The organism is Paracoccus tibetensis (assembly GCF_900102505.1).
Taxonomy (GTDB): Bacteria; Pseudomonadota; Alphaproteobacteria; order Rhodobacterales; family Rhodobacteraceae; genus Paracoccus; species Paracoccus tibetensis.
In genome coordinates, this window is record NZ_FMVT01000001.1 from 330,703 (window position 1) to 344,165 (window position 13,463).

10 protein-coding genes are annotated in these 13,463 nt (G+C 70.6%); 7 read left to right on the forward strand and 3 right to left on the reverse strand.

What is annotated here, in order from left to right:
• The first annotated feature begins 7 nt into the window (after nucleotides 1-7).
• The 7 genes from BLP73_RS01670 (at nucleotide 8) to hflX (ending at nucleotide 10,089) form a co-directional block, all read left to right on the forward strand.
• Entirely contained in the window at nucleotides 8-1,468 is a 1,461-nt protein-coding gene (locus BLP73_RS01670) for a response regulator (RefSeq protein WP_090739769.1), read from the forward strand.
• A gap of 84 nt (nucleotides 1,469-1,552) precedes the next feature.
• Entirely contained in the window at nucleotides 1,553-3,841 is a 2,289-nt protein-coding gene (locus BLP73_RS01675) for a sensor histidine kinase NtrY-like (RefSeq protein WP_090739770.1), read from the forward strand.
• The gene (ntrX, locus tag BLP73_RS01680; protein WP_090739771.1) at nucleotides 3,838-5,229 is read left to right on the forward strand and encodes a nitrogen assimilation response regulator NtrX; all 1,392 of its coding nucleotides are present in this window, start codon (nucleotides 3,838-3,840) and stop codon (nucleotides 5,227-5,229) included. Before BLP73_RS01675 ends, ntrX begins: the two co-directional genes overlap by 4 nt.
• A 93-nt stretch (nucleotides 5,230-5,322) precedes the next feature.
• Nucleotides 5,323-6,699, forward strand: coding sequence for a Trk system potassium transporter TrkA (gene trkA, locus BLP73_RS01685; RefSeq protein ID WP_090739772.1), 1,377 nt, complete (start codon nucleotides 5,323-5,325; stop codon nucleotides 6,697-6,699).
• 10 nt (nucleotides 6,700-6,709) lie between these two features.
• A complete protein-coding gene (locus BLP73_RS01690) occupies nucleotides 6,710-8,341 on the forward strand; it encodes a potassium transporter TrkG (protein WP_090739773.1) in 1,632 nt (543 codons plus the stop codon).
• A gap of 125 nt (nucleotides 8,342-8,466) precedes the next feature.
• Complete coding sequence (gene hfq, locus BLP73_RS01695) at nucleotides 8,467-8,700, forward strand: RNA chaperone Hfq (protein ID WP_090739774.1); 234 nt, start codon at nucleotides 8,467-8,469, stop codon at nucleotides 8,698-8,700.
• Nucleotides 8,701-10,089 (forward strand): GTPase HflX, encoded by a 1,389-nt coding sequence (hflX, locus tag BLP73_RS01700; protein ID WP_090739775.1) that lies wholly within the window; start codon nucleotides 8,701-8,703, stop codon nucleotides 10,087-10,089. It begins immediately after the preceding gene.
• 84 nt (nucleotides 10,090-10,173) lie between these two features.
• On the opposite strand, the gene BLP73_RS01705 is transcribed toward hflX, so the two are convergent.
• From BLP73_RS01705 to BLP73_RS01715, 3 genes are all read right to left on the reverse strand, one after another.
• Nucleotides 10,174-11,085 (reverse strand): carbohydrate kinase family protein, encoded by a 912-nt coding sequence (locus BLP73_RS01705; RefSeq protein ID WP_090739776.1) that lies wholly within the window; start codon nucleotides 11,083-11,085, stop codon nucleotides 10,174-10,176.
• Between the two features lie 68 nt (nucleotides 11,086-11,153).
• Nucleotides 11,154-12,200 carry a DUF2927 domain-containing protein gene (locus BLP73_RS01710; protein ID WP_245686500.1) on the reverse strand — a complete coding sequence of 349 codons (1,047 nt, stop codon included), beginning with the start codon at nucleotides 12,198-12,200 and terminating at the stop codon, nucleotides 11,154-11,156.
• On the reverse strand, nucleotides 12,197-13,369 hold the full coding sequence (locus BLP73_RS01715) for a toxic anion resistance protein (RefSeq protein ID WP_090739777.1): 1,173 nt from the start codon (nucleotides 13,367-13,369) through the stop codon (nucleotides 12,197-12,199). The genes BLP73_RS01710 and BLP73_RS01715 overlap by 4 nt, the downstream gene beginning before the upstream one ends.
• Between the last annotated feature and the right edge of the window lie 94 nt (nucleotides 13,370-13,463).

Genomic DNA, 13,463 nt, shown 5'->3' on the forward strand with positions numbered 1-13,463 from the left:
CGACCCCATGGACGGAACCGTTCTGATCGCTGACGACGACCGCACCATCCGCACGGTGCTGACGCAGGCGCTGACCCGCGCCGGCTGCCGGGTCCATGCGACCGGCTCGCTCGCCCAGCTCTCGAAATGGGTCGAGGAGGGGCGGGGCGATCTGGTCATCACCGACGTGATGATGCCCGACGGCAACGGCATCGACCGGATCCCCGCCATCCGCGACATGCGCCCGGACCTGCCGGTGATCGTGATCTCGGCGCAGAACACCATCGTCACCGCCATCCGCGCGACCGAGGCCGAGGCCTTCGAGTATCTGCCCAAGCCCTTCGATCTGCCCGACCTGATGAGCAAGGCGAACCTCGCCCTCTCGCGCCGGCCCCGCAAGTCGGACCCGGTCCCCGAGCCGCTGCCCGCCCCGCGCGAGGCGGCAGACCCGGCCATGCCGCTGATCGGGCACGCGCCCTCGATGCAGGCGCTCTTCCGAATGGTGGCGCGGGTGCTGAACGCCGACCTGCCGGTGCTGATCGCGGGCGAGGCGGGGGTCGGCAAGACCACCATCGCGCGCAGCTTCCACGAGCTGTCGGACCGGCGCGGAAACGGCCTCGCCTTCGTCACCTCGGCCGATGCGGGGGACGAGGCGGTGGCGCGCGCGGGCGAGAAGGCGCGGGGCGGCACGCTGGTGATCGAGAACCCGGCGGGCTTCGATGCCGCCGCGCAGGCCCGGCTGATCGGCCTGATCGAGGCGCTGGAAAGCGGCCCCGACCGCGCCTCGGCGCCCCGGATCGTCGCGACGACCGGGCCGGACCCGCAGGCCGATGTCGCCTCGGGGCGGCTGCGCTCGGACCTCTACTACCGGCTGGCGGGGGTCACGGTCAGCGTGCCGCCGCTCAGGGCGCGGGTGGACGACATCCTGCCGCTGGCCGCGCACCTTCTGGCCCGCGCCGCCGCGCAGGGCCTGCCCGAGCGGGGCCTGTCGGACGAGGCCAGCGCCGCGCTGCGCGTGCATCCCTTCCCCGGCAACGTGCGCGAGCTGGAGAACATGATGCGCCGCCTCGCCCTGACCGCCAGCGGCCCGCAGATCAGCGGCACCGAGATGCGCGAGGCGCTGAACCAGCAGGCCGGGATGCGGATGCCCGCGCCCGCCAGCCTCGGCGCCAGCATGACCGGCGCGCCGCAGAACGGGCTGGACCAGGCGCCCGCCATCCCGATGCCCGCCGCCAACGCCCGCCTGTCGGACAGCGTTGAGGCCCATCTGCAACGCTATTTCGACCTGCATGGCGACGCGCTGCCGCCCCCGGGCCTCTACGACCGCATCCTGCGCGAGATCGAGCGTCCGCTGCTGCAGGTCGCGCTGGACGCCACCGGCGGCAACCAGCTGCGTTGTGCCGATCTTCTGGGGATCAACCGCAACACGCTGCGCAAGAAACTGACCGAGCTGAATATCGAGGTGACACGGCGCCGCAAACTGATGTAAAACCGCCACAGGTCGCAGCGCAAAGGCCACGTCGGGCTGGGCGCGCTGCTTTCGGAAAGCCGCGACAGACGGCGAGTGGGGGATATGTCAGGGGCCGCATACCGGGCAGGGCGGGGTCTGAGCTGGGATCGGCTGGCGCGACTGCGCCTGCCGCGCCAGTGGCGATCGATGCTGAACTGGGCGATGCTGCTGGCCGGCATCGCGCTGGCGCTGGCCACGATGGCGCTGCTGGGACCGCTCGGGCGCGGGATGGGCGGCGAGCTGCTGCGCCTCGTCCTGCTGCTGGACCTGATCTACCTGGCGCTGCTGATCGGCTTCGTGGTGGCGCGCATGGCGCGGCTGATCCAGGCGCGCCGGCAGAATGCCCCGGCCTCGCGCCTGCACGGCCGGCTGGTCGCGATCTTTGCCGGGCTGGCGCTGGTGCCGACGGTGCTGGTCGCGCTGTTCGCGGGCGTTCTTGTCAATATCGGGCTCGAGGGCTGGTTCTCGGACCGGGTGCAGCAGGTGGTGACCACCTCGCAGGCCGCCGCCGAAGCCTATCAGGAAGAGCACCGGCGCGACCTGACCGAGGATGCCCGCGCGCTGGCGGGCGTTCTGATCCAGGCCGGCCGCGCCAACCCGCTGATCGAGGACGCCGAAATGCGCCAGCTTCTGGTGCAGGGGCAGGGCCTCATCCAGCGCGGATTGCGCGAGGCCTATATCATCAACGGCGCCGGCGAGATCCGGGCGCGCGGAGACCGCAGCTATCTCTTCTGGTACGAGGCCCCGGCCAGCGCGCAGCTGGACGAGGCCCAGGGCGAGGGGCTGGCGCTGATCGAGGACTGGGCCAATGACGAGTTCCGCGCCCTCGTCGCGCTGCCGCCTTTGGCCGACCGCTATCTCTACGTCACGCGCGACGTGGACGGCAGCCTTCTGGGACTGCTGGACGACACCCGCGCGACGGTCGGCGACTACCGCCGGCTGGAGGAGATGCGCGCGCGCGTCCTGTTCGAGTTCTCGCTGGTCTATCTGGGCTTCGCGCTTCTGCTGATCAGCGCGGCGATCTGGCTGGGCATGTGGTTCGCCTCGCGCCTGTCGCGGCCCATCGGGCTGCTGGCGCAGGCGACCGAGCAGGTGGGGCGCGGCAATCTGGACGTGCAGGTGCCCGAGCCGCGCACCGGCGACGAGATCCAGACCCTCGGCGCCGCCTTCAACCGCATGACGCGCCAGCTGAAGACGCAGCGGGCCGAGCTGGTGGAAAGCTACCGCATCAGCGACGAGCAGCGGCGGCTCTTCGACAACGTGCTGTCCTCGGTGACGTCGGGGGTGATCGGCCTCGATGCCGCCCTAGAGATCGACTTCGTCAACCGCTCGGCCAGCCGGCTGCTGGGGCTGGACCCCAAGCGCGACATCGACGCGCTGCTGTCCGAGCTGGTGCCGGAATTCGCGCCCCTCTTCGAGCGGCTCTCCTCGTCCGTCGCCGAGACGGTGCAGGACGAGGTGCGGCTGATGCGGCAGGGCCGGGTCGAGAGCCTGCTGGTCCGCATGGCCGTCCGCCGCGCCGCCGACGGCGCGCTGGAGGGCTACGTGGTTGCCTTCGACGACGTGACCGAGCTGGTCAGCGCGCAGCGCATGGCGGCCTGGGGCGACGTGGCCCGCCGCGTGGCCCACGAGATCAAGAACCCGCTGACCCCGATCCAGCTGTCGGCCGAGCGGCTGCGCCGCAAGTTCGGCCCCCTGGCCCCCGAGGCGGACCGGGCGGCGCTGGACCAGTATGTCGACGTGATCATCCGCCAGACCGGCGATTTGCGCCGCATCGTGGACGAGTTCAGCCGCTTCGCCCGCATGCCAGAGCCGGACCGCGCCGAGACCGACCTTGCCGCGCTTCTGCGCGAGGTGGTGCTGCTGCAGCAGGACGCACTGCGCGGCGCGCTGGAGGCGCGCATCCCCGCGCAGCCGGTGATCGTCGATTGCGATGCGGGCATGATGCGGCAGGCGCTGACAAACCTTCTGAAGAACGCTGGCGAAGCGGTTGAGGAAGCTGCCGAAACTGCGTCCGAAGGCTGGGCGGCGCGCGTGACCGTCACCCTCGAGGCCGAGCCCGAGGCCGTCTGCATCCGCATCATCGACAACGGCCCCGGCCTGCCCGCCGACCGCTCGCGCCTCTTCGAGCCCTATGTCACGCTGAAGAGCACGGGCACCGGCCTCGGCCTGCCCATCGTCAAGAAGATCGTCGAGGAGCATGGCGGCAGCCTGTCCCTCACGGATGCGCCCGAAGACCCCGACGACAAGGGGACCGGCGCCATGGCCGAGATCCGGCTTCCGCGCGAACGCCATCCGGTGCGCGCGCCAATAACCAAGAGCAGAAAAGAAAAAGACGAGGCGACACCATGAGCGACATTCTGATCGTCGACGACGAACGGGACATCCGCGAATTGATCGCGGACATCCTGAAGGACGAGGGCTTCGAGACCCGCACCGCCGCCAATTCGGACGAGGCGGTGGCAAGCCTGAACGAGCGCGAGCCGGCACTGATGATCCTGGACATCTGGCTCAAGGACAGCCGGATGGACGGGATCGACATCCTCAAGCAGGTCAAGCGCAACAACCCGGCCGTGCCCGTCATCATCATCTCGGGCCACGGCAACATCGAGATCGCCGTGGCGGCCATCAAGCAGGGCGCCTACGACTTCATCGAGAAGCCCTTCAACATCGACCAGCTGATGGTGGTCATCAACCGCGCGATGGAGACCTCGCGCCTGCGCCGCGAGAACTCCAGCCTGCGCCGGGGGGGCGAGCGGGCGGGCGAGATCCTCGGCCAGTCGGCGGCGCTGCGCCGGCTGCGGGACTCGCTGGACAAGGTCGCCAAGTCCAACGGCCGGGTGATGCTGACCGGCGAACCGGGCACCGGCAAGGAGCTGGCGGCGCGCTACATCCACGCCCACAGCCCCCGCGCGCAGGCGCCCTTCGTCACCGTTCCCTGCGCCACCATCGAGCCCGAGCGGATGGAGGAGGTCCTCTTCGGCCGCGAGAGCACCGAGCGGGGGATCGAGCCGGGCCTTCTGGAGCAGGCGCATGGCGGGGTCATCTACTTCGACGAGGTGGGTGACATGCCCCTCGGCACGCAGCCCAAGATCCTGCGCGTGCTGACCGAGCAGCAGTTCATCCGCGCCGGCGGCACCGACCGCGTGCGGGTGGACCTGCGCGTCCTCTCCTCGACCAATCGCGACCTAATGGCCGAGATCGCCGCCGGCCGCTTCCGGCAGGAGCTGTTCGACCGGCTGAACGTGGTGCCCATCGCGGTGCCCTCGCTGGCCGACCGGCGCGACGACATCGCCCTGCTGGCCCGCCACTTCATCGAGCAGTTCCACAGCGCGCAGGGCCTCACCCCGCGCGAGCTGCCCGAGGAGACGGTCGCCGCGCTGCAATCCATGCGCTGGCCGGGCAACATCCGCCAGCTGCGGAACGTGATCGAGCGGGTGCTGATCCTGGCCGAGAGTCACGGCCCCATCCAGCCCGCCGAGCTGGAGCCACAGGGCGCCACGCCCGACCACAGCGACGCGCTGAGCCTTGGCCCGCAGATCACCGCAATGGCGCTGCGCGAGGCGCGCGAGATGTTCGAGCGGGAATACCTCGTCGCCCAGATCAACCGCTTCGGCGGCAACATCAGCCGCACGGCGCAGTTCGTCGGGATGGAGCGCAGCGCCCTGCACCGGAAGCTGAAATCGCTCGGCGTCGTGGGCGGGATGCGCAGCGACGACGAGATGGTGCTGGGCAAGTAGGCAGCCGGCCGCCCGGCGCTTGCGTGCGGCCCGGCCCCGGCATAGGCAGGGGACCGGGCGGCGCACGGGCGCCATCATGCCAAGAGGGCAGGGATGAAGATCATCATTTGCGGCGCCGGACAGGTCGGCTGGCAGATCGCCCGCCATCTGGCAGGCGAGCGCAACGACGTCACCGTCATCGACAACAACCCCGAGCTGATCCGCCGCGCCACCGATGCGCTGGACGTGCAGGGCGTCACCGGCTTTGCCAGCCATCCCGACGTTCTCGACCGGGCCGGGGCGCGCGACGCCGATCTCATCATCGCGGCGACCCATTCGGACGAGGTGAACATGGTCACCTGCCAGGTGGCCCATTCGGTCTTCCAGATCCCGCGCAAGATCGCGCGCCTGCGCTCGGGCGCCTATCTGGACGCGATCTATTCCGATCTCTACCGGACCGAGCATCTGCCCATCGACGTCGTCATCAGCCCCGAGCGCGAGGTGGCGAAGGCCGCCCTGCAGCGCCTGTCCGCGCCCTCGACCTTCGATGTCGAGACCTTCCTGCGCGACAGGATCCACCTTCTGGGCATCGTGCTCGAGCCGGACTGCCCGGCGCTGAACACGCCCCTGCGGCAGCTGACCGAGCTGTTCTCGAGCCTGCGCGCCATCGTCGTCGGGGTGCGGCGCGAGGGGCGGCTGTTCGCGCCCGAGCCGGGCGACCAGCTTTTCGCGGGCGATCAGGTCTACATCTTCAGCCATGTGGACGACGTGCCGCGCACGCTCGACATCTTCGGCAAGCCGCCGCAGAAGCAGGAGCGGCTGGCGATCATCGGGGCGGGAAACGTGGGCCTCGCCGTCGCGCAGGCGCTGGAAAGCCGCACCGAGCGCATCCGCGCCAAGCTGATCGAGCGCAACCGCGCCCGCGCCGAATTTGCGGCCGACCATCTTGAGCGCACCATCGTGCTGAACGGCGACGGCCTGTCGGCCGAGCTGCTCGAGGAGGCGGGCGTGCCGCACGCCGATGCGGTGCTGGCGGTGACGGATGACGACAAGACGAACATCCTCGCCTCGGTCCGGGCCAAGCAGGCGGGGGCGAAGATGGCCATCGCCCTGATCAACGACCCGACCCTGGTGCCGCTGATGGAGGCGCTGGACATCGACGCCTACATCAACCCGCGCGCCACCACCGTCTCGACCATCCTGCGCCACATCCGCCACGGGCGGGTGCGCGACATCTATTCCATCGGCGACGCCGAGGCCGAGGTGATGGAGGCGCAGGTCCTGTCCACCAGCCCCATGTCCGGCCGCGTGATCCGCGACATCGAGTTTCCCGAAGGCGCCCTGATCGGCGCGGTGCAGAAGGGCGACCGGGTGATGATGCCGAATGCCGACACCCGCATCGAGGAGGGCGACATCGTGCTGATCTTCGCCCTGACCGATGATGTCCCCGAGGTCGAGCGCCTGCTTCAGGTCTCGATCGACTTCTTCTGAGGCGGGGGCGATGCTGCGTTACCTGCGCTGCCTTCCCCTGCTGGTGATGCTGTCGGGCCTGTCGGCGCTGATGATGCTGATCCCGGCGGCCCATGCCTCGATCACGGGCCACGCCGCCATCGCGCGCAACTTCTTCTACGCGGCGCTGCTGATCCTGATCTTCTGCGGCCTGATCGGCCTTGCGACGCAGGCCAATCCGCGCGGACGTTCGGCCCGCGACATGCTGCTGAACATGCTGGCGGTCTTCGGCGCGCTGCCGCTGCTGCTGGCGCTGCCCTTCGCCGAGAGCCTGCCCGACACCGGCTGGTTCAACGCCTGGTGGGAGATGGTCTCGTCGCTGACCACGACCGGCGCCTCGCTCTATTCCGCGGACCTTCTGCCGCAACCGCTGCATCTCTGGCGGGCGCTGGTCGGCTGGATGGGCGGCTTCTTCATCCTCGTGGCGGCGGTGGCGATCCTGGCCCCGCTGCGGGTCGGCGGCTTCGAGATCATGATCAGCCCCTACAGCCGGCAGGAATACATGGAGCGGCTGCCAAGCTCGGCCGATCCGCGGCGCCTTCAGCCGCATCTGTCGGACCCGGCCTTCGACACGCGGGTCAACGACCCGGTGCAGCGCCTCGCGCGCGGCGCGCTGGCGGTGCTGCCGCCCTATCTGGCGCTGACGCTGGCGCTTTGGGTGGCGCTGCTGCTGGCGGGCGATCCCTCGTTCCTGGCGCTCTGCCGGGCGATGGGGACGCTGGCGACTTCGGGCATCTCGCCGGTCCTCGGCACGCCCGGCGACATCAGCGGCTTCGGCGGCGAGGCGCTGGTCTTCCTGTTCCTGATCCCGGCCCTGTCGCGGCGCTTCTGGCCCGGCGGCGGCGAGCTGCGTGCGACCGAGAGCCTGCGCGCCGATCCCGAGCTGCGGATGGCCGGCGCGCTGGTCCTGCTGGTGACGGCGGTGCTTTTCGGGCGCCATTTCCTCGGCGCCATCGAGGTCGCCAGCATCGGCCCTGACCAGCCCCTGCAGATCCGCGACCTCGGCAACGCGCTGGCTGCCTTCTGGGGCGTGCTGTTCAACGCGCTGAGCTACCTGACGACGACGGGCTGGAACTCGGCCGACTGGCAGGGGGCGCGGGCCTGGTCGGGGCTGACAGCGCCGGGCCTGATCCTCGCCGGCCTCGCCATGATGGGCGGCGGGGTCGCCACCACGGCGGGCGGCGTCAAGCTGCTGCGCGTCTACGCCCTCGCGCGCCACGGCGAGCGCGAGCTGGAGCGGATCGTCCATCCCAGCTCGGTCTCGGGCGGGGGGCGCATCGCCCGGCGCCTGCGGCGCGAGGGGGCCTACCTCGCCTTCATCTTCTTCATGCTCTTCGCGATGTCGATCGCGGCCGTGGTGACGCTGGTCTCGATCGAGGCGGTGGAGTTCGAGACGGCCACGATCCTCTCGATCGCGGCGCTGACGAACACCGGCCCCCTGGCCGGGGCCATCCCTCTGACCCCCGCCTTCGAGGGCACGGCCGGCGTGGCCTCGGCCCCCTGGGAGGGCTGGTCGGGGCTGCCGAACTTCACCAAGGGCGTGCTGGCCGGCGCGATGATCGTCGGCCGGATCGAGACGCTGGCGATCCTGGCCCTCTTCTCGCCCGAGTTCTGGCGCCGCTGAGGCGTGTTCAGGGCGCTGAAACCGTTGCAAACATGCCGCAGTCGCTGCCGGCGGCGCGCTTGCGTGCCTTGGAACAACCTCTTAGAAGTTGAGTTGACGGGGACAGTGAAGAACGGACAAGAACAATGGCTGGCGACAAGCAGAACCTGCAGGACGCGTTCCTGAACCATGTCCGCAAGGCGAAGGTTCCGGTGACGATCTTTCTGATCAACGGGGTCAAGCTGCAAGGCGTCATCACCTGGTTCGACAATTTCTGCGTCCTTCTGCGCCGCGACGGGCAGTCGCAGCTGGTCTACAAGCACGCGATCAGCACGATCATGCCCGGCCAACCCATCAATCTTTACGAAGGCGAGGACTGATTGGCCGAGCTGACGGATACCGAAGCCAAGCCCACCCGCGCCTACGTCATCCATCCTGACCTCGGCCGCGCCCGCACGCAGCGGCGCGAGCCCGAACATGCGCTGGCCGAGGCGGTCGCGCTGGCCCTGGCGCTGCCGGGGATCGAGATGGTCGGCTCGGAGGTGACGAACCTGCGCGAGCCGAACCCGGGCAAGCTCTTCGGCAAGGGCAAGCTGGCCGAGATCAAGCAGCGGCTCGAGGCCGAGGAGGTCGAGCTGGTGCTGGTCGACGGCCCTGTGACGCCGGTCCAGCAGCGCAACCTGGAAAAGGAATGGGGCGTCAAGCTTCTGGACCGAACCGGGCTGATCCTCGAGATCTTCGCCGACCGCGCCCGCACGCGCGAGGGCGTGCTGCAGGTCGAGCTGGCGGCGCTGTCCTACCAGCGCACGCGGCTGGTCCGCGCCTGGACCCACCTCGAGCGGCAGCGGGGCGGGCTCGGCTTCGTCGGCGGCCCCGGCGAGACGCAGATCGAGGCCGACCGCCGCGCCATCGACGAGCAGATGACCCGCCTGCGCCGCCAGCTGGAGCGGGTCGTGAAGACCCGCACGCTGCACCGCGCCGCGCGGGCCAAGGTGCCCTATCCGATCGTCGCGCTGGTCGGCTACACCAACGCCGGCAAGTCGACCCTCTTCAACCGCATGACCGGGGCCGAGGTCTTCGCCAAGGACATGCTGTTCGCCACGCTGGACCCGACGATGCGCGCGATCCGCCTGCCGGATGCGGGCGGCGGCGGGGCGGGGCGCAAGATCATCCTGTCGGACACGGTGGGCTTCATCTCGGACCTGCCGACCGAGCTGGTCGCGGCCTTCCGCGCCACGCTGGAAGAGGTGCTGGAGGCCGACCTGATCCTGCATGTGCGCGACATCAGCCATCCCGAGACCGAGGAGCAGGCGGCGGATGTCGCCGAGATCCTCGACAGCTTGGGGGTGGACGAGGACGTGGCGGCCATCGAGGTCTGGAACAAGATCGACGCGCTCGGCCCCGACACCCGCGCCGCGCTGCGCCGCACGGATGCGCGCACCGAAGGCGTGCAGGCGGTCAGCGCGCTGTCGGGCGAGGGGCTCGAGGACCTGATCGCCGCCATCGACCGGACCCTGGGCGAGGCGCTGGACGAGGAGCGCGTCGCCGAGGAGCTGATGCTGGACTTCGCCGACGGACGTGCGCGCGCCTGGCTGCACGAGGCGGGCGTCGTCGAGGCCGAGGAGGCCGGCGAGGACGGGCTGCACCTGCGCCTGCGCTGGACGGCCCGGCAGAAGGGCGCGTTCGAGGCCTTCACCGGCGCCGAGCGTGCGGAGGAGGACGAAGATCCGGACGACCGGCGTCCTAGTGGGTGGCACCCGGCGGACTGATCGCGTCCCGCGATAGGGCGGGGGGCCAGCCCCCCGCAGCCCCCCGCCGGGAGGGGCCGCGTCCCTCTCGGGCTCTCCCCGATCTTACTTCGGCATCTCATGCGACCAGGGCGGGTTGGCGCCGGGACGCGAGACGGTGATCGCCGCCGCCTGCGCGCCAAGCGTCAGCGCCGCTTGGAGGTAACCGGGCGTCAGGGCCGCAAGGCCCTCGTGTGACAGGATCCCCTGCGCCTGAAGGCTGGCAAGGACGCCCGCGTTGAACGTGTCGCCTGCGCCGATGGTGTCGGCGACCTCGGTGCGGACGGCTGGGGCGGTGACCTTCGCGCCGGACCAGTAGCCAGTGGCGCCGGCCGCGCCGCCCGTCAGCAGGACCAGCTTCGCGCCTTGGGCAAGGATCCGGCGCGCGGCCTCGGCGGGAGCCGTGTCCGGGTAGAGCCAGTCCAGATCGTCGCCGGACAGCTTCACGATGGCCGCCTGCGGGATCAGGCGCTCCAGCCGGGCGCGATAGGCTTCGGCATCGGCGATGAAGAAGGGGCGGATGTTCGGGTCCAGCATCACCGGCAGGCGGGCGTGGTGGTCGCGGATGAAGCCCTCGACCGTCGCGCCGCAGGGATCGGGAACCAGGCTGATGCCGCCGGCGAAGATCGCCTGCACCTCGGCGGGCAGGGCCGGGATGTCGGAAGGCGCGAAACGGCGTCCGGCCGAGCCCTCGTCGTAGAAGAAGTAGCGCGCGTCCCCGTTCTCTAGCGTCACCATCGCCAGCGTCGTCAGGCGGTCGGTGCGGGGGCAGAGGGCGGCGTCCACGCCGGCCTCGGCCAGGGGGCGCAGGAGCTGCTCGCCGAAGGGATCGCGGCTGACCGGCCAGAGATAGCCCACGCGTGCGCCGAGCCGGCCGAGGGCGATGGCGGTGTTGTAGACCGCCCCGCCGGGCAGGGGGCGGAAGGCGCCGTCCTGCGGCACCATGTCGATCAGCGATTCGCCCGTGCAGAGGATCATCCCGGCTTCCTTCCCTTCGGCCTGTTTGCCGGCAGGATTAGCGCAAAGCCGTTAGCGCGACCAGAGCCTCAGGCAGGGGCGGCCAGAAGCTCGGCGGCGATGCGGCGGACGATGGGCAGGGCCTCGGCCTCGGACATGCCGGGGCGCAGGCGCCGGTCGTAGAGGATGCGCAGCAGCAGCTCGTCATGGCGCGTGAGCAGCGCGAATTCCTCGTCGTCGTTGAAGATCGACGGCCGTGCGGCCGGGCTGTCATTGGCAAGGCCCATCCCCTGCGCCAGCTCCTCGTGGATGCAGGAGTTCCGCAAGAGGCGCGGCAGCTCGGCGCGGATCACGGCCACGGCGCGGGCATAGACGGGGTTGGCGCCTTCGGAATAGGCGAAGACGGTGCAGGCGATGGCCGGGGGCAGGTCGGTTAGCACCGCCAGATCGCTGGCCGGGATGCCGGGGACCAGCTGGGCGAGGCGCGGGGCCATCGCGCGCCGCTCGTCCTCGGTCACCACCATGATGACGAAGTTGCCCCCGTCGCCGGTCAGCGTCACCGGGTGGCCGCTGGCCGAGGCGAGGCGGCCGGCGAAATCGGCGACCTCGGCCCGCACGGCCCGCTGCGCGGCCACATCGGCAGAGGCGCCGAATTCCAGCTGCATCCGCACGGGGCGGTCCCACCGGCGCAGCGGCGCGGGCTGGGCGTCGGCGACCAGCGCGCCGTTGTCGCGGCGGTATTCGTCTCGCAGGGCGATCTGCACGAAGTTCTGGGCCAGCGTCTCGGGATCGATCGGCGCGTCCAGCGGCACGCGGTCGGTGCGCAGACGGCCCTGCGCCAGAAGGCGCGCCTCCATCCGGGCGTAGTAGTCGCGCTGCGTCCGGCTGGCGGGGCTGGCCGCGGCCGAGGCCTGGACGGCGGCGGCATTGGCGGCGCGGTTGCGCTCGGCCCGCTCGGCGCGGATGCGCGCCTGCTCGGCGGACTCGCCGATGGCAGCTTCGGGCCGGGGCTGGGGCCGCGGCGCCTCGGACGTGGGCGCGGTCGGCCCCGCCTCGCAGGCCGCGAGCAGAAGGCCCGCCAGCGCAAGGGCGGCCATGGGCCGCCCGGCGGTCCGGCCGTCGCGCCTGCGGATCATGGCGTGCCGCCCGGGCCGGTCACCTGCCGGCGGGCGCTGGCCGCGGCGAGCGCATCGCGCAGATCGCTCTCCATCCGCTGCAGCTCGGCCTCGGCGGCGGCGCGGCGGGCGCGGCCTTCGTCCGCGATGCGCAGGCTGTCCTCAATCGTGGCGATCAGCTGGGCATTGGCCGACTTCACGGCCTGGATGTCGAAGACGCCCCGCTCGGTCTCAGTGCGAATCTGGGCATTGGCCTGGCGCAGGTTGTCGGCGTTGCGGGTCAGCAGCTCGTTCGTCAGATCGCCCGCCTCGCGCACGGCCCGCGCGGCCTCGGCGCTGCGCTGGATGGTCACGGCCTGCGCCAGCTGTGTCTCCCACAGGGGGACGGTGTTCACGAGGGTCGAGTTGATCTTGGTGACCAGCGACTTGTCGTTCTCCTGCACCAGCCGGATCGACGGCAGGCTCTGCATCGTGACCTGCCGCGTCAGCTTCAGGTCATGGACCCGCCGCTCCAGATCGTCGCGCAGCGTCCTGAGGTCGCGCAACTCCTGCGCCTCGATCACCTGGTCCGCGGCCGAGGACAGCGCGGCCTCGCGCGCCGGCAGCACCTCACCGTCCAGCTCGCGCAGCTTCTCGGTGCCGGCGGCGATGTAGAGCGCCAGCTCGTCATAGAAGGCCAGCGTACGGTCGTAGAGGATGTCCAGCGCCTTGATGTCCTTGAGCAGCTTCTGCTCATGGCTCTCCAGCTCGACCGTGATGCGGTCGATCTGGGTCTGCACCTGCTCGTAGTTCGCGACGAACTTGGCGAAGGGCGCCGAGCGGCCCAGCAGCTTCTCCCACCAGCTGCGCTGGCGCCGCATGTCCAGCTCGGAGGTCGAGAAGCCGCGGATGGTCGTCACGACCTGCCGCAGGCTGTCGCCGGCCGGGCCGACATCCTTGGCCTTCACATCGGCCAGCATCTGCTGGCTGATCTGCTGAAGGTCGGCCTGCGCGCGGGTGCCGAAGCGCAGTATAGAGTTCGAATCCTTGAGGTCGATCTCGGCCATGCGGCGGCGGATCTCGGCGGCCTGGGCGGGGTCGTCGGCCTTCAGCTCGGGCTCGATCTGTTCGGGCGTGCTCGGGATCGCAGAGGTCACGGCCTCGATCTCCTCGCGCAGAGCCTCGGCGCGCCGGCGGGTGTCGTCACTCATGTTGTCCCTCTGTCGCAGCTTCCGGCGGCGCCGGCAGAATAGAAAAAGCCTGTGCCGCATCAACGGGAAAAGGGGGCGAAAGTTTCGCCCCCTT